Below are 21,279 nucleotides of genomic sequence, written 5' to 3' on the forward strand. Positions count from 1 at the left end.
GTCAGTTCTCCGGGGAATCGTCAGCGGCGGTGGGGCCGCTGCCGCCGGGGGTGGTCCCGGCTGCGGGGTCGGCAGGCTCTTCGCCGGCTCCGAGCACGTCCGGCACTACTTCACGCAGGCGCTCAAGGCTGATGGCTCCCTGGCGGACCACGCGCAGCGGCAGGGCCGTGGCGTCGATAATCGTGGACGGCTCTGCCCCGTTTCCGTCGACGGGCCGGTGGCCGCCCTCGAGGTAGACCTCCACCGACTCCGCCAGCTGCGCTTCGGCGTCGGCGGCGCTCTGCGCGGCGGCCTGTCCGGTACGGTTCGCGGAGGAGACCGCCAGCGGCCCGGTGAGAGTGAGCAGGTCCTGGGCCACTTCGTCGTCGGGCAGGCGCAGGGCGACGGTGCCCTTGGTGTCACCAAGGTCCCAGTCGAGCGAGGGCTGCGCGTGCAGGATCAGGGTCAGTCCCCCGGGCCAGAACGCCTCAGCAAGGCGGCGGGCCTCCGCGGGGACGTCGGTGGCGAGGCCGTCCAGGGCGTTCAGCCTGGGGATCAGCACCGGCGGCGGCATCTGCCGGCTGCGTCCTTTGGCGGCGAGCAGCAGCGTCACGGCCTGGGGCGAGAACGCGTCGGCGGCGATCCCGTAGACGGTGTCGGTCGGCAGGACCACACACTTTTGGTCCCGGATGGCCCGCTGGGCGTGTTCAAGTCCTGCGGCGCGCTGCTCCGCGTCGGCGCAATCGTAGCTAGTCGTCACTGGCCTATCCTTTCATCACTGCGGGCGTCGGGCTTGCGGACGGCGCTGGTGGCGCGTTCGCGGCCGTTGAGGTCCAGGTGTGTGGCCACCTGCGACCAGAGTCCGGAGCGCTCCAGCATCGCGGCGATCCAGCCGGCCTGCACCTCGGCGTGCTCCATCACGAAGTAGCCGCCCGGCACCAGCAACCGGGCAGCCGAGGCCGCCGCCGCCGCCGGGAGTTCCATGCCGTCCGCTCCCCCGCCGTAGAGTGCCTCAAGCGGATCGTGCAGGGCCACCTCGGGTTCGTTGGGCACCGCCTCGGCGGGAATGTAGGGCGGGTTGGACACGACGACGTCGAAGCTGCCGTTGTGTTCGGGCAGCGCGTCGCGCAGGTCGCCGCGGACCAGGTGGACACCCAGCGGCAGCAGGTTCTTCGCCGCCCAGGCGTGCGCGAATTCGCTGAACTCCACGGCGTGCACCTCGGCGTCCGGAACCTCGTGCGCGATCGAGCCGGCAATCGCCCCTGAGCCGGTGCCCAGGTCGACGACTTTTGGCCGTGCCGGCCCGTGCGGCTGGCCGGTGTTTCCGGCCCGGGCCGTGAGCCAGTCGACCACCAGCTGCACCACGGATTCGGTTTCCGGGCGCGGGATGAACACGCCGGGGCCGACGGCCAGTTCCAGGTAGCGGAAGTGCGCCACACCGGTGATGTGCTGCAGCGGGGTGCGCCGCGCGCGCTCGGCGACGAGTTCGGCGTAGCCGGCCGGCGCGGGCGTGTCTCCGAGCGCCAGGGCACGGAGCCGGCCGGGTCCGACGCCGAGGAGGTGGCCGGCGAGCAGTTCGGCGTCGACTTTCGGGCTGGGCACGCCGGCGGCCGCCAGCACGGCCGTGGCCTCGCGAACGGCGTCGGCGAGGCTCAGCGCAGGCTCAGAAGTCATCAGGGTCAGGAGTCATCAGCGCGCGGCGTCCGTACTAGTCGCCGATGGCGTCGAGGCGGGCCTGTTCGTCCATCTCAATGGCGGACTGGATCACCGGTTCCAGGTCGCCGTTCATGACCTGGTCCAGGTTGTACGCCTTGTAGCCGGTGCGGTGGTCCGCGATCCGGTTTTCCGGGTAGTTGTAGGTGCGGATGCGTTCCGAGCGGTCCATGGTACGGATCTGGGACTTGCGCTGGGCCGAGTTCTCGGCGTCGATCTGCTCCTGCTGGTGGGCCAGGATGCGGGCACGCAGCACGCGCATGCCGGCCTCGCGGTTTTGCAGCTGGGACTTCTCGTTCTGCATCGCCACCACAATGCCGGTGGGAAGGTGCGTGATGCGCACGGCGGAGTCCGTGGTGTTGACGGACTGGCCGCCAGGCCCCGAGGACCGGTAGACGTCGATCTTGAGGTCGTTCTGGTTGATTTCCAGTTCTTCGGGCTCGTCGACTTCGGGGAGCACCAGCACGCCGGCGGCCGAGGTGTGGATGCGGCCCTGCGACTCGGTGACCGGAACGCGCTGCACGCGGTGCACGCCGCCCTCGAACTTGAGCCGGGCGTAGACGCCCTCGGCCGGGTCGTTGGAGTTTCCCTTGACGGCCATCTGGACGTCCTTGTAGCCGCCCAGGTCCGATTCGGTGGCCGAGATCAGCTCGGTCTTCCAGCCGCGGGATTCCGCGTAGCGGGTGTACATCCGCAGCAGGTCGCCGGCGAACAGGGCAGCCTCGTCGCCGCCTTCGCCGCCCTTGACCTCGAGGATCACATTGCGGGCGTCGTCCGGATCGCGCGGGATGAGCAGTCGGCGCAGCTTGGCCGCCGCCGTGTCCATGGCTGCTTCAAGCTCGGGCACTTCCGCAGCAAACTCCGGGTCCTCGCCGGCCATTTCCTTCGCTGCCGCCAGGTCATCACGGATGCCCTCCCAGCGGTTGTAGGCCTCCACAATGCCGTTCAACTGCGCCGAACGCCGACCCAACTTCCGGGCAAGCTTCTGGTCAGCATAGACAGCAGGATCCCCAAGCTGGGCCTGGATGGCAGCATGCTCATCCAACAGCCCCTGTACGGACTCAAACATTTCAAAACCTCTTTCGACTTGGAACCAAGTCTAGTGACGCACGCAGCGGTAGGTGACCTAACGGCCGCCGTCGCATATTTTGCCGGCCCGGGAGTGGCATCGGGCCTGTCGGAGCGTTGCTGCCGGCGTACGCAGTACGTCAGCAGCAACGCCAAGGGGCGGGGCCGGCAAAATATGCGACGGCCCCACCCCCTGCTCAGCTACTTGTCGTTATCGGACTTCGCACCGAGCGTCGTCTTCTGCACCTGCATGAGGAACTCGACGTTGCTCTGGGTCTCCCGGATCTTGTTGGTCAGCAGCTCAAGGCTCTGCTGCGTTTCGAGTCCGGAGAGGACGCGGCGCAGCTTCCACATGATCTTGACTTCCTCGGGGGACAGCAGGTTCTCTTCGCGGCGGGTACCGGACGCGTTCACGTCCACGGCCGGGAAGATGCGCTTGTCCGCGAGCTGGCGGGACAGGCGCAGCTCCATGTTGCCGGTGCCCTTGAACTCCTCGAAGATGACCTCGTCCATCTTGGAGCCGGTCTCGACCAGGGCGGTGGCCAGGATGGTGAGCGAGCCGCCGTTTTCGATGTTGCGGGCTGCACCGAAGAAGCGCTTCGGCGGGTACAGCGCGGCGGAGTCGACACCACCGGAGAGGATACGTCCGGACGCCGGTGCCGCCAGGTTGTAGGCACGGCCCAGGCGGGTCATCGAGTCGAGGAGGACCACAACGTCCATGCCCATTTCCACGAGGCGCTTGGCACGCTCGATGGAGAGTTCGGCCACGGTGGTGTGGTCGTCGGCGGGACGGTCGAAGGTGGAGGCAATGACCTCACCCTTGACCGTGCGCTGCATGTCGGTGACTTCTTCGGGACGTTCGTCAACGAGCACCATCATGAGGTGGACCTCAGGATTATTGGTGGTGATGGCGTTGGCGATGGACTGCAGGATGAGCGTCTTGCCGGCCTTCGGCGGCGAGACGATCAGGCCGCGCTGGCCCTTGCCGATCGGGGCAACCAGGTCAATGACGCGGGGCCCGATCTTCTTCGGGTCCGTCTCGAGGCGCAGGCGCTCGGAGGGGTACAGCGGGACGAGCTTGGCGAATTCGACGCGGTCCTTGAGCTCCTCGGGCGTCTTGCCGTTGACCGAGGTGACGCGGACCAGGGCGTTGAACTTCTGGCGCGCGGACTGCTGCTGGTTACTGCGGTCCTCGCCTTCACGCGGTGCGCGGATGGCACCGACGACGGCGTCGCCCTTGCGCAGGTTGTACTTCTTGACCTGGGCGAGGGAGACGTAAACATCGTTCGGGCCCGGCAGGTAGCCGGAGGTGCGGATGAACGCGTAGTTCTCCAGCACGTCCAGGATGCCGGCGACGGGCAGCAGGACGTCGTCCTCGGTGACCTCGACGTCGTCGACGTCGGGCCCCTGGGAGCGGCCGCGGCGGCGTTCGTTGCGGTCGCGGAAACGGTCGTTGCGCGAGTTGTCGCGGTCCTGGCCGCCGGAGCGGTCATTGCGATCGTTGCGGTCACGACGGTTGCGGCGGTTACGGCGGCTGCCGCCCTCGGAATCGTCGGCGTCCCGGCTGTTGTCGCGGTTGCCGGACGTGTTGTCGCGGTTGCCGGACGTGTTGTCGCGGTTGTCCTCGCGGTTGCCGCGGCCGCGGGTGTTGTCGCGGCGCTGGCCGTCTTCGCTGCCCTGTTCGGACTGGCGTTCCTGGCGCTGTTCGCTGGCTGCCTGCTCGGCCGGGGCTTCCACGGCTGCTGCCGGCTGGGATTCGCCCTGGCCGGTGGCTTGCGCGGCGGCCTCGCCGCGGCGGCGGTTGCGGGTCCGCGGCTGGCGGGTACGGTCGCTGCCCTCTGCGGTCTCGGCCGGAGCGGCTTCGGCGGGAGCGGACTGCGCCTCCACCGGTGCCGCGGCGGGAGCCTCGGCGGCCGGGGCGGTGATGATGCCATCACTGCCTGCACGGCGGCTGCGGCCCCTGGTCCGGGCCCGCGGGTTTTCCTGGGCCGGAGCCTCGGAGCCGGCGGCTGCGGGTGCCTGGGCGACGGTGCCGTTTTCGCTCGCCTTTTCGGCGGCGCGCTCGGGTGCCTTGCTGACCGGGGTGCCGGCGCGGTGGGCGGAAATGGCGGATACCAGATCGCCCTTACGCATCCGGGAACCCCCGGAGATTCCCAGCTGGCTGGCCAGGGCCTGGAGCTGGGCGAGCTTGAGGCCGGCGAGGCCGCTGCTCTTGGCGGGTGCTGCCGATACGGCAACAGAAGATGATGTTTCCACAGCTGAAGACAGCTCAGTGGTTTCGGTCACGAAGGATCCTTCCCCCTCGACGGCGTCCAGACTAGGAGCTGGACGCGGTGATTTGATCTGGGCTGCAGTTCAGATCTGCAGCCGGGATTTCGGCCTTGCCGGTTGGATTTCGGCCGGCAGGGCCGGATACTGCTACACCAAGACTCGCCCCGAAATTGAGGAACGGCCGGCTGACACTTCAGGGGTACAGAGGAATTCTGCAGCTTCCTGCGTCAGACCGAAAGCAGGTGGCACCGGAAAATATTGCGCTGAAAGATGAGAGAGGGCAACTTGGCCAACATCGCGGTCTTATAAAAAGCTTGCGTGATTACCGCCGGTGCACTTCCACTTTAGCACCCTCAGTGTCTACAGCCAGCTTCATCACACGCCAGGCCACGTCCGGCGTGTTGTCCCTGGTGAAAGCGCCGATGAAGTCGACGACGTCGGACGCTTCCCTTTCGCCGGCCGCGAGGACCAGTACCGTGGGTCCCGCGCCGGACACGACGGCCGCATGGCCGGCGCGGCGGAGCGCGGCGATCAGCTCCGCACTGGGCCGCATGGCCTGCGCCCGGTAGCTCTGGTGCAGGTAGTCCTCGGTTCCCGGCAGCAGGAATTCAGGCTTCCGCGTCAGCGCATGGATCAGCAGAGCGGCGCGGCCGGAGTTCATGGCGGCGGCGTGGTGCCCCACGGACGCCGGAAGCAGCGCCCGGGCGGCCTCGGTGGAGAGCTCAAAATCCGGCACCGCGACGACCGGGACGACGCCGGAATCGACGCTCGCGCAGGTGCTGCTGTACTGGTCACTGTCCTGCCAGGACAGCGCCAGTCCACCAAAAATGGCGGGTGCGACGTTGTCCGGGTGGCCTTCCAGCCGGCTGGTGAACTGCAGGATCCAGTCCTTTCCGCGGCGGAATTCCGGTGGGACCAGGGCGTTTGCGGCGGTGGCGGCAGCAACCACGGCGGCAGCCGAGGAACCGAGGCCGCGGCCGTGCGGGTTGACGTTGTCAGCGGTGATCCGCAGTCCCTCGTGCCGGAAGCCCAGCAGGTGCAACGCCTCGGTAAGGGCCTTGGCCACCAGGTGGCTCGCGTCGCGGGGCAGCGTGTCGGCACCCTCGCCATTGAGCTCGAACTCAAGCTCCCCGGTCTCCAGCGTTTCCACCGTCAGTGTGTCGTGCAGCGAGAGGGCGAGCCCCAGGCTGTCGTAGCCGGGGCCCAGGTTGGCGCTGGTGGCCGGGACCCGGACGGTGACGACCTGCCCGGCCGGAACCGCCGGCGTGTCGGCGGGTGATTCGGCCGGGACGGTGAGGGTGGTTTCCACGACTATTTTTCTTCCAGTCCCAGTTCGGCGGCGACCGTAACAACATCGTTGGCGACCTTGACCGGCTGCACGTCGCTGCCGTCCTCGGTGCGCAGCGCCCACTGCGGGTCCTTGAGGCCGTGGCCGGTGACCGTGATGACGATGGTCTTGCCGGTGGGAACCTCGCCCGCGGCGTGCTTCTTGATCAGGCCGGCGACGCCCGCGGCGGAGCCGGGTTCGACGAACACGCCTTCACGGGCCGAAAGCCAGCGGTGCGCGGAGAGGATTTCCTCGTCGGTGACGGCCTCAATCACACCCCCGGATTCGTCCCGGGCGGCGACGGCGGTGTCCCAGGAGGCCGGGTTGCCGATCCGGATGGCGGTGGCGATGGTGTCCGGCTCGGTGATGGGATGGCCCGCGACGAACGGGGCGGCGCCGGCGGCTTGGAAGCCCCACATCACCGGCGTCTTCGTCGCGACGGCGGGAAGGTTCCCGGCGGTGGCGGACTCGTAGGGCGCCGCGTACTCCTTGTAGCCCTTCCAGTAGGCGCTGATGTTGCCGGCGTTGCCGACCGGGAGGACGTGGATGTCCGGCGCGTCGCCGAGCGCGTCGACGACCTCGAACGCGCCCGTCTTCTGGCCCTCGATCCGGGCCGGGTTGACCGAGTTGACCAGGAAGACCGGATAGGACTCGCCCAGCTTGCGGGCGATGTCGAGGCAGTCGTCGAAGTTGCCGTCCACCTGCAGCAAGGTGGCCCCGTGTGCGATCGCCTGGCTGAGCTTGCCCATCGAAATCTTGCCCTCGGGCACCAGCACGGCACACTGCAGCCCGGCCGAGGTCGCGTAGGCCGCCGCCGAGGCGGAGGTGTTGCCGGTGGAGGCGCACACCACGGCCTTGGCGCCGGAAGCGACCGCCGCGGTCATGGCCATGGTCATGCCGCGGTCCTTGAAGGATCCGGTCGGGTTCATGCCCTCGACCTTGAGGTAGACGGCGCAGCCGGTGAGCTCGGAGAGCTTCTGCGCGTGTACGAGCGGGGTGCCGCCCTCGCCCAGGGTGATGACCTTGGTGGCCTCGGTGACCGGCAGGCGTTCGGCGTATTCGCGGATGACTCCGCGCCATTGGTGAGCCACTTAGACCCCTTCTACCCGCAGTACGGATGTGACGGAATTGATGACGTCCAGTTCCTTGACGGCCTGGACGGTTGCTGCCAGCGCGGCTTCGCTGGCACGGTGCGTAACGATCCGCAGCTCCGCCGACTCCGACTTGGAGGCGGAGTCGCGGTGGATGGTCTGACGCATGATTTCGATGGAAACGCCGTGCTCGGCGAAGAGCTGCGCGATCCGGGCCAGGACGCCGGGCTGGTCCGCGACGTCGAGGCCGATGTAGTAGCTGGTGATGGCCGCGTCGATGGGCAGCGCAGGGACGTGCCCGGTGGTGGTTTCGGTGCGCCCCGGCCCGCCCAGGACTATCCGGCGGGCTGCCGAGACCAGGTCGCCCAGCACGGCGGACGCCGTCGGGGTGCCCCCTGCGCCCTGTCCGTAGAACATCAGCTCCCCGGCGTTCTCGGCCTCGATGAAGACGGCGTTGAACGCTCCGTGCACCGCGGCCAGCGGGTGCTCACGCGGCAGCAAGGTCGGGTGCACGCGGACGGACACGCCCTCCTTGCCCTCGGGATCGGTAAGCTTCTCCGCGATCGCCAGCAGCTTGATCACGAAGCCGGCGTCCTTCGCGGCGGCGATGTCCGCGGCGGCGACGGAGGTGATGCCCTCGCAGTACACGTCCTCGAGGGCGAACCGCGTATGGAAGGACAGCGAGGCGAGGATCGCGGCTTTGGCCGCGGCGTCGAGGCCCTCGACGTCGGCCGTGGGGTCTGCTTCGGCGTAGCCGAGCCGCTGGGCCTCGGCGAGGGCGTCGGCGAACTGCGCACCCGTGGTGTCCATCTGGTCCAGGATGAAGTTGGTGGTGCCGTTGACGATTCCCAGCACCCGGGTGATCCGGTCACCGGAAAGGCTGTCCCGGATGGGGCGCAGGATCGGGATGGCTCCGGCGACGGCGGCCTCGTAGGACAGCTGCACGCCGGCCTTGTCCGCCTCCTCGTAGAGGGTGGGTCCGTCCTGGGCGAGCAGGGCCTTGTTGCCGGTGACGACCGACGCGCCGTGCCGGATCGCGGTGAGGATCAGGCTGCGCGCCGGCTCGATCCCACCCATCAGCTCTATCACCAGGTCCGCGTCCTTGACCAGGGTCTCCGCGTCGGTGGTGAAGAGTCCGCGGGGCAGCTCGACGTCGCGGCGGGCGTCCAGGTTGCGCACGGCGATGCCGCTCAGTTCGAGGCGGGCCCCGGTGCGGGACGCCAGGGTGTCGGCGTCGTCAATGAGAATCCGCGCAACCTGGGCCCCAACGTTGCCACAGCCCAGCAGGGCCACTTTCAAGGTTCGCAATTCCGTCATTCAGACTCCCATGTCGCGGTTCAGCAGGTCTTGTTCAGTTTCGCCGCGGACAATGAGCCGGACTGATCCATCGCGTACCGCGACAACGCCCGGCCGGGCCAGATAGTTGTAGTTGCTTGACAGGGCCCAGCAGTAGGCGCCGGTCCCCGGTACAGCGAGCAGATCACCGGCTGCCACGTCCTCGGGCAGATATACATCTCTAACAACTATGTCGCCGCTCTCGCAATGTTTGCCCACCACGCGGGACAGCTGCGGGGCCGCATCGGAGCTGCGGGAGGCGAGAATCGCCGAATAATCCGCGTCGTACAGCACCGGGCGGGCGTTGTCGCTCATGCCGCCGTCCACCGACACATACCGGCGCGGGTACGTAACGTTTTCGGCAGTTGATTCGCCGGTTTCTCCCGTTTCGCCGCCGGACGCTGCCGGCGTATCGACCCGCACGGTCTTGAGCGTGCCCACCTCGTAGAGCGTGAAGGTGCTGGTGCCCACGATCGCGCGGCCCGGCTCGATCGAGATCCGGGGCGCGCTGATGCCAAGTTCGGCCACTTTGGCGCGGACGACGGCGGCCATCGCCTGGGCGATCTCGGCCGGCGGCCGCGGGGTGTCCACCGGGGTGTAGGCAATGCCGTAGCCGCCGCCCAGGTCCAGCTCGGGCAGCACAATGGAGTACTTGGCCTGCATCGCGGCGAGGAAGTCGAGCAGCTTCTCTGCAGCGAGGGCGAAACCGTCCGGCTCGAAGATCTGCGAGCCGATGTGGCAGTGCAGCCCCAGCAGCTCGATGCTGTCGTGGCCGGCGGCGGCGGCCACGGCTTCCTCGGCGGCGGACAGCCCGGCCTTCTCGGTCGAGTCGCCGGCCATCGAGAGGCCGAACTTCTGGTCTTCGTGCGCGGTGGCGATGAATTCGTGGGTGTGTGCGTGCACGCCCGGAGTCAGCCGCAGCATGACCTTCGCCGTCTCGCCACGGTTCGCGGCGATCGCTGCGACCCGCTCCAGCTCGTCGAGGCTGTCGACGACAATCCGGCCCAGCCCCATGTCCAGGGCGCGGTGGATCTCGGCGTCGGACTTGTTGTTCCCGTGCAGTGCGACGGCGGCGCCGGGAATGCCGGCACGGGCCGCGACGGCGAGCTCGCCGCCGGAGGCGGTGTCCAGCCGGAGCCCTTCCTCCTCGACCCAGCGGACGACAGCGGTGCACAGGAACGACTTGCCGGCGTAGTAGACGTCCACTCCCCCGCAGATGTCAGCGAAAGCCTCGTTGAACGCGTCCTGGAACGCCCGGGCGCGGGCTCGGAAGTCCGTCTCGCTCATGACGAACAGCGGCGTGCCGAACTGCCGCTGCAGCTCGCTGACGGTGACGCCGTCGATGGCCAGTTCACCCTCGCCGGTGCGCGCGACCCCGGCGGCCCACATCGGTTCGTGCAGGGCGTTGAGGTTCGCCGGGACGGCCAGCCAGTCCGGGGCCAGCGGGGAAGCCGGGGCGCTGTTATTCGGGTTCGCGGTCATAGCGGTCACATCCGTTCCGGCGCCGAAACGCCCAGCAGTTCCAGGCCGTTGGCGAGCACCTGGCTGGTGGCATCGTTGAGCCATAGCCGGGTGCGGTTCAGGTCGGTGACGGCTTCCTCCCCCAGCGGCGCGACGCGGCAGGCGTCATACCAGCGGTGGTAGGCCCCGGCAATGACTTCGAGGTGGCGGGCGACGCGGTGAGGCTCGCGCAGCTCGGCGGCTTTGGCCACGATCGAGGGGTAGCTGCCCAGGTGCGAGAGCAGCTCGTTTTCGGTCGCGTGGTCCAGCAGCGCGGCGTCGAAGGCGTCGTTGCCGTCCACCCGGCGCTCCACACCCGCTGCGACGGCGTTGCGCGCGGCGCCGCGGGAACGGGCGTGCGCGTACTGGACGTAGAAGACCGGGTTCTCGTTGCTGTGCTTCTTTAGCAGTTCCGGGTCCAGGGTCAGCGGTGAGTCGGCCGGGAAGCGGGCCAGCGAGTACCGGACGGCGTCCTTGCCCAGCCAGGAAATCAGGTCCTTGAGCTCGATGATGTTGCCGGCCCGCTTGGAGAGCTTGGCGCCGTTGACGGAGACCAGCTGGCCGATCAGCACCTCGATGTTGACCTCGGGGTCGTCGCCGGCCGCGGCCGCGATCGCCTTGAGCCGGTTGATGTAGCCGTGGTGGTCGGCTCCGAGCAGGTAGATCTTCTCGGTGAAGCCGCGGTCCTTCTTGGACAGGTAGTACGCTGCGTCGGCGGCGAAGTACGTCGGCTCGCCGTTGGCGCGGATCATCACGCGGTCCTTGTCGTCACCGAAGTCCGTGGTGCGCAGCCAGACCGCGCCGCCGTCGTCGTAGACGTGGCCCTGTTCCCGAAGCCGCGCGACGGCATCGGCGATGGCGCCGGCGTCGTGCAGTTCCTGCTCGGAGAAGAAGACATCGAATTCGACGCCGAACTCCGCGAGGGTCTGCTTGATGTCGTGCAGCTGCGCCTTGTAGGCAGCGCCGCGGATGACAGGCAGCGCGGCGACGTCGGTGAGCTCCCGGATCCCGGGATGCTGCGTCAGGACCTCATGGCCGAGGTCGGCGATGTATTCGCCCGGGTAGCCGCCCTCCGGCACGCCGCGGCCGTGGAGCCGGGACAGCACCGAGTGCGCGAAGACGTCCATCTGCGAGCCGGCGTCGTTGATGTAGTACTCGGCGGTGACCTCCGCGCCTGAGGCCCGGAGCACCCGGGCGATCGAGTCGCCCAGGGCGGCCCAGCGGGTGTGGCCGATGTGCAGCGGTCCGGTGGGGTTGGCCGAGACGAACTCCATATTGACCGTGCGGCCCGCGAGCGCAGTGTTGGTGCCGTAGGCGGCGCCGGCCTCGACGATCGCCTTGGCGAGGGCCCCGGCGGCGGCGGCCTCGACAGTGATGTTCAGGAACCCGGGTCCGGCGACGTCGACGGCCTCGACGCCCTCGATCGAGGCCAGCCGGTCGCTCAGCAGGCCGGCGAGCTGGCGCGGGTTGGTGCCCGCGGGCTTGGCCAACTGGAGCGCGATGTTGGTGGCCCAGTCCCCGTGGTCCCTGTTCTTCGGACGCTCCACACGCACCGCCTCCGGAATGTCGGTGGCGGCAAGGGCAATGTCACCGGCGGCGACGGCGTCCTTCAGGCAGGCGGATATGGCGAGGGAGAGTTCTTCTGGGGTCACAGTTCCAGCCTACCGGGGGCCCGCAGTCCCGCGGAATTTTAGCTCCGTCATCTTGTCCCGCGGGCCCGAGGGGAAGGACCGCTGCGGTCCCGGGGGCGCCGATTTTCCTATGGAGCCCACCTTCCTGCTAAGCTCTAGGACGTCCCGCCGGTCACGGCAGGAACCCTGACTGCCCTCGTAGCTCAGGGGATAGAGCGTCTGCCTCCGGAGCAGAAGGTCGTTGGTTCGATTCCAATCGAGGGCACCAACAAAACCCCGCCGTTTCAGCGAAACGGCGGGGTTTTTGCGTTAACCTCAGGCCCCGGCGCGGCTTTTCCCGGCGTCGAAGTCCAGGCTGGCTTCGTCCGGTGTGGACAAGGTCAGCACGGCTTCCTCCACCGTCTCGTGATCCTCCAGTTCGCGTTCGATCCGGCGCAGGACCACCGCCACTTCGTGTTCCGGGTGGTCGCCCTGCAGGTCCACGGCCGCCACCAGGTACAGCCGGCGCGGGCCGACGAACTCCAGGTGCAGGTACGTGAGCCTGGCAATGTCCCCGTGATCCAGGACCCGGCGGGCCATGGACCGCTCGATGTCCGGAGTGACGCCCTGGCCCACCAGGAAGCGGCGGTTGCGGTCGATCAGTACGACGGCGACCACGGCCAGCAGCACGCCGACGATGATTGAACCCACCGCATCCGGCAGCGGCGAGCCGGTGACCTGGTGCAGGAACACACCGCCAAAGGCCACCACCAGGCCGATCAGTGCCGCCGCGTCTTCCGCGAAGACGGCCCGCAGGGTGGGGTCTGAGCTGATCAGGACCTGCTCCAGGGTGTGCCGTTCCAGCTGGTGCGCCGCCTTCCGGGTCTGCCGGAAGGCCTGGACGAAGGAGATCCCCTCTAAGACGAACGCGACGGCCAGGACCACGTAGGCCACCGCAAAGTCGGCCGCCGGCTCGGGCGCAATGATCTGCTGGATGCCGTGCATGATGGACACGACGGCGCCGGCGGTGAACAGGCCGAATGCCGCGAACATCGACCAGACGTAGGCTTCCCGGCCGTAGCCCATCGGGTGGCTCTTGTCCCGCGGCTTCGCGGACCGCCGCTCCGCGAAGAACAGGAACACCTGGTTTCCGGTATCCGCCCATGAATGGGCCGCCTCCGCGGTCATCGACGCCGATCCGGTGAGGACGGCCGCCACCGACTTCGCTGCGGCCACGAGCACATTCGCCACGAACGCGATGATGACCGTCAGCAGGGTCGAGCCGCGTTTCTTTTGCTTCTCTGTTTGCGCCATTGGCCTACCGTATCCAACCGCGGCCTCCGACGCCGCCCCGCGGATGCCCCTGCCAAATGTCGGTCCCCCCTCGTAGGCTGTTCGCATCGGCAGAAGCAAAGGGGTCTCACATGTACTGCTCCATCATCCCTCCCTACATGTTGCGACGGCTGGCAGCGCAACATCATGAACCACGGCTGCTCGTGGCAGCCCGTGCCGCGAAGGAAGCCCTGCAGCACGTCAAGAGCTTCCAGGCGTCCCGCGGGGCGCCGGTGCCCGCAGCGCCCCCGGGCCTGCGGCAGCTCACACCCGGGCCGCCGCAGCGCACGGTGTACGACGCAAAAGCTTCAGAGAACCTGCCGGGCGTCCTGGTGCGCAAGGAAGGCGAACCCGCCACCGGGGACCCGGCCGCGGATGAGGCCTACGACGGCCTGGGCCACACGCACCGACTCTACGCAGAGGCGTTTGGCCGCAACTCGGTTGACGGCAACGGACTGCCACTGGACGCCACGGTCCACTTCGGCCAGCGCTACGACAACGCCTTCTGGGACGGCAAGCAGATGGTCTTCGGCGACGGCGACGGCCAGGTCTTCAACCGCTTCACTGCCTCGCTCAGCGTGATCGGGCATGAGCTGGCGCACGGCGTCACCCAGTACACCGCCGGGCTCGCCTACCGGAACCAGGCGGGCGCCCTCAACGAATCGCTCTCCGACGTCTTCGGCGTCCTCGTGGAGCAGTACGTGAAGCAGCAGTCCGCGGCCGAGGCCAGCTGGTTGATCGGCGAGGGGCTCTTCACCGACCAGGTGCAGGGAACAGCGCTGCGCTCCATGAAGGCTCCCGGCACCGCGTACGACGACGACGTGCTGGGCAAGGATCCGCAACCTGACTCGATGGACTCCTACGTCCATACGAGTGCCGACAATGGCGGGGTGCACCTGAATTCGGGCATCCCCAACCGTGCCTTCTGCCTGGTCGCGACAACCCTGGGCGGCAATGCCTGGGAGATCCCCGGGCGTATCTGGTACGACACCCTGACCGGGGGGTCGCTGCCCACTGCCGCAACCTTCAGCGCGTTTGCCAAGGCTACGGCGGCGTCCGCCAAGGAGCTGTACGGTGCCGAATCTGCCGAACATGACGCCGTCCGGCAGGCGTGGGAAACTGTCAAGGTGAGGCTGTAAACGGCACCTGCCTAAGGATCACCCATGAAGATAACCGTCCAGCGCAGCGGTGGCATCGCCGGGATGGAGCGCGTCTGGAGCGTGCAGGCGGTGACCCCGGACGACCGGAACCAGTGGCAGCCCCTGGTCGAGGCCTGCCCCTGGGACGAGCTGCCGGGCCGGTCGGCCGCCGGCGCCGGGAACCTCCCCCAACCGGACCGCTTCGTCTACCGCATCCGGGCCGGCCAGCGCCGCGCGACCCTGCCCGAGCGGGACCTCGTCGGCCCCTGGCGGACCCTGGTGGACTGCACCCGGGCCGCGGCCGAGTCGCTCGATCAGCCGGGTTAGTTCAGCTAGACCGCCGCCAGATGCCCGCGGAAAGTCCGCCGGTAGGACTGCGGGCTGGTGTCCAGCACCTTGGCGAAGTGGTGCCGCAGCAGCACCGAGTGGCCGAACCCGGCCTCCCGGGCGATCTCGTCGATGTTCAGATCGGTTGTCTCCAGCAGCTCCTGCGCCCGGAGCACCCGCTGGGAGTTCAACCAGGCCGCGGGGGTGGCACCGGTCTCGGCCCGGAACCGCCGCGCAAACGTCCGCGGCGACATGTGCACGCGGGCGGCGAGCTCGTGGACGGAGTGCTCCTCGTCCAGGTTCCGGACCATCCAGCGCAGCAGCTCTTCCATCGGCTGCGAGCCGCACCGCGGCATCGGCCGGTCGATGTACTGCGCCTGGCCGCCGTCGCGGTGCGGCGGAACCACCATGTCCCGGGCGATACTCGCCGCCACGTTGGCGCCCAGCTCCACCCGGACCAGATGCAGGCTGGCGTCGATGCCGGCCGCGGTGCCGGCACTGGTGATGATCCTGCCGTCCTGGACGTAGAGCACGTTCTCATCGACGAGCGCGGCCGGATAGCGGCTGGCGAGCTCCTGGGAGTAGTGCCAGTGGGTGGTACAGCGGCGGCCGTCCAGCAGCCCCGCCCGCGCCAGGGCGAAGGCCGCGGAACAAATTGACATTACCCAGGCTCCCCGCGCGTGCGCCGCCCGCAGCGCTTCCAGGACGGCCTCGGGAACATCGGCGTCGTTGCCGAAAGGGGTCATGATGACCAGGTCCGCGTCCGCCGCGGCCTCGAGCCCCAGCCCCACATGCATCGACAGCCCGGACTTCATGGGAACGTCTCCGGGCTCCGGCGTGCAGACCCTGAAGTCAAAGGCAGGCACCCCGGTGCCGCGGTCCGACCGGTCGACGCCGAACACTTCGAAGGCGGTGCCGAATTCGAAGATCGAGAAGTTGGGGACCACGATCATTGCCACTGATTTGAGCATGCTTCCAGTGTGGCAGAAATTATAGCTTTTTGGGCATTTCTGCCACTTTTTTTGCACCCAGCACCGGAGAACCATGGAGGTATGGAACTCATCGGAATCGCCCTCATTGTCCTGATCCTCGCCGGCGTCGCCGCCACCCTCCGGGCCCTCCGGAAAGATGGCCTTGGCCACAACCCGCCCGTCCGCTCGGAAGAGTACTGGATGGCCCGGGACCTCCCCAGCACCAGCTACACCCTGCGGTTCTTCTGACCGCGGACGCCAGGAGGCCCCGGCTGCCGGTTGATAAACCGGCGGCCGGGGCCTCGCCTACGTCAGTTTTGTCCGCCGTGCGCGGCGACCGAAAGCGGCTGCCACTCGTTCCAGGTGGCCAGCCGCGCCTCGTAGTCGGCCGTGACGATCCCCAGCGGCGCTTCCCCAAAAAAGACGCGCAGCGGCGGTGTCTCGGAATCCACCAATGTCAGGATGGCTTCCCGGGTGGCAGCCGGATCTCCCGGCGTGCCGCGGCGGCTGGGCCGGTTGGCAGCCGGCTCGCGGACCGCGTCATACGCCGGCAGGGCTGTCGCGTGCCGTGCGGAGCTGCCGCCCCAATCGGTGGCAAAGCCGCCGGGCTCGACCAAGGTCACCTTGACCCCGAAACGCCCACAAGGGTTTTCGCGCTCATCTGCTTACTCCTTTGCTCCGGCCACGGCCGGCTCTGGCATCAACATTGCCCAGGGCCGGGGAGGGCGCTGGTGGCATGGCGCCTAGTCGGCGCTGATCTGAAGGCGGAACCGGTCGCGCTTGCTGTGCAGGTCCCACAGATGGCCGGCCAGGACGGCGGGGTCCTTTTCGGGGTCCCCCTCGATGATGCGGCCGCCGATGATGAGCTGGGATACCTGGATGCCTTCCTCGCCAAGGACCTCGTGAAGCAGCTGGGCGTAGGCCGCCTGCCCGGCGAAGGCCACCGAAGTTCCCGAAACGTTGCGTCCAGGCTTCACGGCCGAGCCGCCGTTGACGAAGAGGATCGTTCCCTTGTCCTCGCCGAGGAACCGCATGCCGGGAAGGACCTGGTGGACCGCCGCGACCGGGCCGTAGATGGAGAATTCCACCGGGCCCACCAGGTCCGCCGGTGTGGTCTCGAGCACCGGCCGCATGAAGTCCTTCTGCGGCAACGGGCTGTACTGCAGCACCTCGATCGGCCCGAGGGTTTCGGTGGCGCGCTCCAGCGCACGCATGATGGATTCGGGGTCGCGGACATCCGCGGCGAAGCCCTTGGCTTCGATGCCTTCGGCAGCGAGTGTTTCGGCCAGGGCGTCGACGCGCCCCTGGTTGCGGGAGATCAGCGCGACGGAGAAGCCTTCCTTGCCAAAGCGCCTCGCGACGGCGGCGCCGAGCCCGGATCCTGCTCCAATAATTGCGATAGTAGTCATAGGTGCTTCAAGGGCTGCCGGCAGCCAACTATTCCTCAGCACCCTTAGTTTTTTGTCCCGGCGTGTTGGCCACACCGCCCCATCCGGACCGCCCCCGTAGGCGCCGCGCGGCGCCCGGCGGCGGCGCGCGGCGCCACCCCTGGCGCTTCCCAGTAGACTGTTTCCAGCCATGACACTGCATATTTCCTACCCCGCCGAGCTGCCTGTCTCCGAGCGCCGCGAGGACCTGATGGCCGCCATCGCCGCGAACCAGGTGACCATCATCGCCGGCGAGACCGGTTCCGGTAAGACCACCCAGATTCCCAAGATGTGCCTCGAGCTTGGCCTGGGTGAAAACGGCCTGATCGGCCACACCCAGCCGCGCCGGCTCGCCGCCCGCACGGTTGCGGAGCGCATCGCCGAGGAGCTCGGCGTCGAGATCGGCCAGGAAGTCGGCTTCCAGGTCCGCTTCACCGGCGAGGTCAGCCGCTCCACCAAGGTCAAGCTGATGACCGACGGCATCCTGCTGGCCGAGATCCAGCGGGACAAACTGCTGCGCAAATACAACGCGATCATCATCGACGAGGCGCATGAGCGCAGCCTCAACATCGACTTCATCCTCGGCTACCTCAAGCGGATTCTCCCCCAGCGCCCGGACCTGAAGATCATCATCACCTCGGCCACCATCGATCCGGAGCGCTTCGCCAAGCACTTCGGCAGCGAGGATGAGCCGTCCCCCATCATCGAAGTATCCGGCCGAACTTATCCGGTGGAAATCCGCTACCGGCCGCTCTCCCAGCCCGCCGGGGGCCCCGGTGCCGCGGGCGAGGATGCCGATGCGTCCGACGACGAGCTAGAGGAGGACCGCGACCCGCTGGACGCTGTCTGTGACGCCGTCGACGAACTCGCCCTTGAGGCCCCCGGCGACATCCTGATCTTCTTTTCCGGCGAGCGCGAGATCCGCGACGCAGCGGAAGCGCTCAACGCGCGGATCCAGACGAACCGGCGGCTGGCCGGCACCGAGGTCCTTCCCCTCTTCGCCCGGTTGAGCCTGCATGAACAGCACAAGGTCTTCCACCCCGGCAGCAAGCGCCGGATCGTGCTGGCCACCAACGTCGCCGAAACCTCACTCACTGTGCCCGGGATCAAGTACGTCATCGACACCGGCACCGCCCGCATCTCGCGCTACTCGCACCGCACCAAGGTCCAGCGGCTGCCGATCGAGCGGGTTTCGCAGGCCTCGGCCAACCAGCGCTCCGGCCGTTGCGGCCGCGTCTCCGACGGCATCGCAATCCGGCTCTACTCGGAGGAGGACTTCGAATCCCGGCCGCAGTTCACCGATCCGGAGATCCTGCGCACCAACCTTGCCGCCGTCATCTTGCAGATGACGGCCATGGGGGTGGCCCGCGGGCCGAAGGACGTGGAGAACTTCCCGTTTGTAGAACCGCCGGATTCGCGCGCCATCAACGACGGCGTGACCCTGCTCCGCGAGCTCGGCGCCCTGAGCGCCGCCCGGCCACAGGAACAGGCAGCCGACGGCGGGGGCCGCCGGCAGGCTGCCGGCCGGAACGGAGGCAGGAACGGCGGTGGGCTCACCGCCGTCGGGCAGCAGCTTGCCCAGCTGCCCGTGGATCCGCGCCTGGGCCGGATGATCGTCGAGTCCGGCAAACGCGGCTGCGTGCGCGAGGTGATGATTTTGGCCGCGGCCCTGACCATCCAGGACCCGCGCGAGCGCCCGACCGACAAGCAGCAACTGGCCGCTGAGAAACACGCCCGGTTCCGGGACGAGAACTCGGACTTCACCGGCTACCTGAACCTGTGGAACTACCTGCAGGAGAAGCAGCAGGAGCTCTCCTCCACCGCGTTCCGCCGGCTGTGCCGCAACGAGTTCATCAACTATCTGCGCGTCCGCGAGTGGCAGGACCTCTTCGCCCAGCTGCGCCAGCTCGCCCGGCCGCTGGGCATCAGCCTGGACAACAAACGGCTCACTGACCCGGTGGGCAACCACGAGGGCATCCACATCAGCCTGCTGTCCGGACTGCTGAGCCACATCGGCATCCTGGACGAACGCAAGCGCGAGTACGCCGGCGCCCGCGGCAGCCGCTTCGCGATCTTCCCCGGCTCGGCATTGTTCAAGAAGTCCCCCACCTTCGTGATGGCCGCCGAGCTGGTCGAAACCAGCCGGCTCTGGGCGCGGGTGGCGGCGAAATTCGATCCGCTCTGGGCCGAGCAGGTGGCGCCGGACCTGGTCAAGCGCACCTATAGCGAGCCGCACTGGTCCAAGAAGATGGGCGCGGTGATGGCCCATGAGAAGGTCACGCTGTACGGCGTGCCGATTATCCCGAGCCGGCGCGTCAACTACGGAAAGGTGAATCCGGAGCTGAGCCGCGAGCTCTTCATCCGGCACGCCCTCGTCGAAGGTGACTGGCAGACGCACCACAAGTTCTTCCACCGTAACCGGGCATTGCTCCACGAGATCGAGGAGCTGGAGGCCCGGATGCGGCGGCGTGACATCCTGGTGGACGACGAGACATTGTTCGAGTTCTACGACGCGCGGATTGGCAAGGAAGTTGTCTCCGAGCGGCACTTCGATAAGTGGTGGAAGGAGGCCCGGCAGCAGGACCCCACGCTGCTGGACTTCGACCAGGCATTGCTGATCAGCGAGGACGCCGACGCCCTCGACGACTCGGCCTACCCAAAGACGTGGCTGCACAAGGGCTTCGAACTGCCGCTCAGCTACGAGTTCCACCCGGTGGCGCCCGGCTCGCCGCCGAACCCGTCCGACGGCGTCACCGCCGAGGTCCCGGTACTGTTCCTGAACCAGCTGGACGACGCGGCATTCCGCTGGCTGATCCCCGGACAGCGGGTGGAACTGGTGACGGCCCTGATCAAGTCCCTGCCCAAGCAGGTCCGCAAGAACTTCGTTCCCGCCCCCGACGTCGCCCGGCAGGCCGTGGCCGCGCTCGAGGCCGATTTCGATCCCGCCACGGATGAGCTGGAGCCCTCGCTGGAACTCGTACTGCGCCGGATCCGCGGCCAGGTCATCCCCCCGGGATCTTGGAACTGGGACGCCGTTCCGCCGCACCTGCGGGTTAGCTTCCGCGTGGTCGACTCCCGCGGCAAGGTGCTGGACGAGGGCAAGGACCTCGCGGCGCTCCAGGAGAAGCTGGCACCCGCGACCCGGCGGGCCATCGCCGAATCCCTCGGGGCCACGCCGTCCACAACGGCGCCGAAGACAGCGGCAGCAACCGCCGGGGGCAGGACGAACGGCAAATCCTCCGGCGCTCCCGCCGCACAGGCGCAGGCCGCGGCGGGTCCGGCCGGCTTCACCGAGCTGTCAGGCCTGAAGGACTGGAGCTTCGGCACCGTGCAGCGCCAGGTCCAGGGCACCGTGAAGGGCCACACCGTCACCGGGTATCCCGCGCTGGTCGACGAGGGCGCCTCCGTGGCCCTGCGGCTCTTCCAGACTTCCGGCGAGCAGGAACAGGCCATGCGCGGCGGGGTCATCCGGCTGCTTGCCCTGAAAGTCCCGCCGCCGGACCGCTATGTCCTGGAGCACCTGAACAACACCGAAAAGCTGACCTTCAGCCAAAACCCGCACGGCTCCGTTTCGGCCCTGATCGCGGACTGCGCCCTGGCCGCGATCGACAAGCTCACCCCGGCCGCGCTGCCGTGGGATGAAGCCTCGTTCAAGGCGCTGTACGAGCAGGTCCGCGCCGAGCTGATCGACACGGTATTCACGGTGACCGCCGTCGTGGAGCGAATCCTCGCCAGCACACGGCGCATCGAGAAGCAGCTCAAGGGAACCACCAGCCTGGCCCTGATCAGCGCCCTCAACGACGTCAAGGCCCAGCTGGAGCAGCTCGTCTTCCCCGGTTTTGTGGCACGCACGGGCTACGCCCAACTGAGCCAGCTGCCCCGCTATCTCGCGGCCATCGAGAAGCGCCTCGAAAAGCTTCCCGGGAACGTCCAGCGCGACGCGCAGCACATGGCGGTCATCCAGGGCCTTGAGGACGACTATGACGACGCCGTCTCCGCGTTGCTGCCCGGGCGGCGCATCGGCACGGATTTAACCCAGGTCCGTTGGATGATCGAGGAACTGCGGGTGAGCCTCTTCGCCGTCGAACTCGGCACCGCCTATTCGGTGTCCGAAAAGCGGATCCGGACCGTGCTGAACAAAGCGCTGGCGCCGGCGTAGCCCCCTGGGGAGTGCTGCGCCGACGCCAGT

Annotated in this window: 17 protein-coding genes and 1 tRNA gene; 5 read left to right on the plus strand and 13 right to left on the minus strand. The window is 68.1% G+C overall.

Annotated features, from left to right (window positions below; translation table 11 throughout):
• Nucleotide 1: 1 nt before the first annotated feature.
• The 9 genes from ACUYM2_RS11930 to argS all read right to left on the minus strand — a co-directional run bounded on the left by ACUYM2_RS11930 (nt 2) and on the right by argS (nt 11,936).
• Nucleotides 2-739, minus strand: coding sequence for an L-threonylcarbamoyladenylate synthase (locus ACUYM2_RS11930; protein ID WP_481600243.1), 738 nt, complete (start codon nt 737-739; stop codon nt 2-4).
• Nucleotides 736-1,653 (minus strand): peptide chain release factor N(5)-glutamine methyltransferase, encoded by a 918-nt coding sequence (gene prmC / locus ACUYM2_RS11935; protein ID WP_481600244.1) that lies wholly within the window; start codon nt 1,651-1,653, stop codon nt 736-738. The genes ACUYM2_RS11930 and prmC overlap by 4 nt, the downstream gene beginning before the upstream one ends.
• Nucleotides 1,654-1,687: 34 nt before the next feature.
• Nucleotides 1,688-2,761 (minus strand): peptide chain release factor 1, encoded by a 1,074-nt coding sequence (gene prfA, locus ACUYM2_RS11940; RefSeq protein ID WP_481600245.1) that lies wholly within the window; start codon nt 2,759-2,761, stop codon nt 1,688-1,690.
• A gap of 200 nt (nt 2,762-2,961) precedes the next feature.
• Nucleotides 2,962-5,046 (minus strand): transcription termination factor Rho, encoded by a 2,085-nt coding sequence (gene rho / locus ACUYM2_RS11945; protein ID WP_481600246.1) that lies wholly within the window; start codon nt 5,044-5,046, stop codon nt 2,962-2,964.
• Between the two features lie 307 nt (nt 5,047-5,353).
• Complete coding sequence (gene thrB, locus ACUYM2_RS11950; protein WP_481600247.1) at nt 5,354-6,340, minus strand: homoserine kinase; 987 nt, start codon at nt 6,338-6,340, stop codon at nt 5,354-5,356.
• A 2-nt stretch (nt 6,341-6,342) separates the two neighbouring features.
• Complete coding sequence (thrC, locus tag ACUYM2_RS11955) at nt 6,343-7,449, minus strand: threonine synthase (protein WP_481600248.1); 1,107 nt, start codon at nt 7,447-7,449, stop codon at nt 6,343-6,345.
• Nucleotides 7,450-8,766 carry a homoserine dehydrogenase gene (locus ACUYM2_RS11960; RefSeq protein WP_481600249.1) on the minus strand — a complete coding sequence of 439 codons (1,317 nt, stop codon included), beginning with the start codon at nt 8,764-8,766 and terminating at the stop codon, nt 7,450-7,452. It abuts the gene before it with no gap.
• Nucleotides 8,767-10,266 (minus strand): diaminopimelate decarboxylase, encoded by a 1,500-nt coding sequence (lysA, locus tag ACUYM2_RS11965; RefSeq protein ID WP_481600250.1) that lies wholly within the window; start codon nt 10,264-10,266, stop codon nt 8,767-8,769.
• 5 nt (nt 10,267-10,271) lie between these two features.
• Entirely contained in the window at nt 10,272-11,936 is a 1,665-nt protein-coding gene (gene argS / locus ACUYM2_RS11970; protein WP_481600251.1) for an arginine--tRNA ligase, read from the minus strand.
• Nucleotides 11,937-12,107: 171 nt separating this feature from the next.
• Between argS and ACUYM2_RS11975 the strand changes: the two genes are divergently transcribed.
• Nucleotides 12,108-12,183: transfer RNA gene (locus ACUYM2_RS11975), tRNA-Arg, on the plus strand.
• 47 nt (nt 12,184-12,230) lie between these two features.
• Here the strand turns inward: ACUYM2_RS11975 and ACUYM2_RS11980 are convergent.
• On the minus strand, nt 12,231-13,208 hold the full coding sequence (locus tag ACUYM2_RS11980) for a cation diffusion facilitator family transporter (RefSeq protein ID WP_481600252.1): 978 nt from the start codon (nt 13,206-13,208) through the stop codon (nt 12,231-12,233).
• A gap of 110 nt (nt 13,209-13,318) precedes the next feature.
• Here ACUYM2_RS11980 and ACUYM2_RS11985 point away from each other — a divergent pair, with 110 nt between their 5' ends.
• Together ACUYM2_RS11985 and ACUYM2_RS11990 are read left to right on the plus strand one after the other, a co-directional pair.
• A complete protein-coding gene (locus ACUYM2_RS11985; RefSeq protein WP_481600253.1) occupies nt 13,319-14,365 on the plus strand; it encodes a M4 family metallopeptidase in 1,047 nt (348 codons plus the stop codon).
• A gap of 24 nt (nt 14,366-14,389) precedes the next feature.
• Nucleotides 14,390-14,692, plus strand: coding sequence for a protealysin inhibitor emfourin (locus ACUYM2_RS11990; protein WP_481600254.1), 303 nt, complete (start codon nt 14,390-14,392; stop codon nt 14,690-14,692).
• A gap of 5 nt (nt 14,693-14,697) precedes the next feature.
• Here ACUYM2_RS11990 and ACUYM2_RS11995 read toward each other — a convergent pair whose 3' ends face one another.
• Nucleotides 14,698-15,663 (minus strand): GlxA family transcriptional regulator, encoded by a 966-nt coding sequence (locus ACUYM2_RS11995; RefSeq protein WP_481600255.1) that lies wholly within the window; start codon nt 15,661-15,663, stop codon nt 14,698-14,700.
• Between the two features lie 81 nt (nt 15,664-15,744).
• Here ACUYM2_RS11995 and ACUYM2_RS12000 point away from each other — a divergent pair, with 81 nt between their 5' ends.
• Complete coding sequence (locus tag ACUYM2_RS12000) at nt 15,745-15,912, plus strand: hypothetical protein (protein WP_481600256.1); 168 nt, start codon at nt 15,745-15,747, stop codon at nt 15,910-15,912.
• Nucleotides 15,913-15,974: 62 nt separating this feature from the next.
• On the opposite strand, the gene ACUYM2_RS12005 is transcribed toward ACUYM2_RS12000, so the two are convergent.
• Together ACUYM2_RS12005 and ACUYM2_RS12010 are read right to left on the minus strand one after the other, a co-directional pair.
• Nucleotides 15,975-16,286: an SDR family oxidoreductase gene (locus ACUYM2_RS12005; protein WP_481600257.1), complete on the minus strand. Its 312-nt coding sequence runs from the start codon at nt 16,284-16,286 to the stop codon at nt 15,975-15,977.
• Between the two features lie 120 nt (nt 16,287-16,406).
• The gene (locus ACUYM2_RS12010) at nt 16,407-17,072 is read right to left on the minus strand and encodes an SDR family NAD(P)-dependent oxidoreductase (RefSeq protein WP_481600258.1); all 666 of its coding nucleotides are present in this window, start codon (nt 17,070-17,072) and stop codon (nt 16,407-16,409) included.
• A gap of 169 nt (nt 17,073-17,241) precedes the next feature.
• On the opposite strand from ACUYM2_RS12010, the gene hrpA reads away from it, so the two are divergent.
• Nucleotides 17,242-21,249 carry an ATP-dependent RNA helicase HrpA gene (gene hrpA, locus ACUYM2_RS12015; protein ID WP_481600259.1) on the plus strand — a complete coding sequence of 1,336 codons (4,008 nt, stop codon included), beginning with the start codon at nt 17,242-17,244 and terminating at the stop codon, nt 21,247-21,249.
• The last annotated feature ends 30 nt before the right edge of the window (nt 21,250-21,279 follow it).

The organism is Arthrobacter sp. SD1074B (assembly GCF_056780195.1).

Coding starts and splice junctions, on each gene's coding strand:
- prmC (WP_481600244.1), bottom strand. CDS start 1,653: ATGACTTCTGAGCCTGCGCTGAGCCTCGCCGACGCCGTTCGCGAGGCC.
- prfA (WP_481600245.1), bottom strand. CDS start 2,761: ATGTTTGAGTCCGTACAGGGGCTGTTGGATGAGCATGCTGCCATCCAG.
- ACUYM2_RS11960 (WP_481600249.1), bottom strand. CDS start 8,766: ATGACGGAATTGCGAACCTTGAAAGTGGCCCTGCTGGGCTGTGGCAAC.
- lysA (WP_481600250.1), bottom strand. CDS start 10,266: ATGACCGCGAACCCGAATAACAGCGCCCCGGCTTCCCCGCTGGCCCCG.
- ACUYM2_RS11980 (WP_481600252.1), bottom strand. CDS start 13,208: ATGGCGCAAACAGAGAAGCAAAAGAAACGCGGCTCGACCCTGCTGACG.
- ACUYM2_RS11985 (WP_481600253.1), top strand. CDS start 13,319: ATGTACTGCTCCATCATCCCTCCCTACATGTTGCGACGGCTGGCAGCG.
- ACUYM2_RS11990 (WP_481600254.1), top strand. CDS start 14,390: ATGAAGATAACCGTCCAGCGCAGCGGTGGCATCGCCGGGATGGAGCGC.
- ACUYM2_RS11995 (WP_481600255.1), bottom strand. CDS start 15,663: ATGCTCAAATCAGTGGCAATGATCGTGGTCCCCAACTTCTCGATCTTC.
- ACUYM2_RS12000 (WP_481600256.1), top strand. CDS start 15,745: ATGGAACTCATCGGAATCGCCCTCATTGTCCTGATCCTCGCCGGCGTC.
- ACUYM2_RS12010 (WP_481600258.1), bottom strand. CDS start 17,072: ATGACTACTATCGCAATTATTGGAGCAGGATCCGGGCTCGGCGCCGCC.
- hrpA (WP_481600259.1), top strand. CDS start 17,242: ATGACACTGCATATTTCCTACCCCGCCGAGCTGCCTGTCTCCGAGCGC.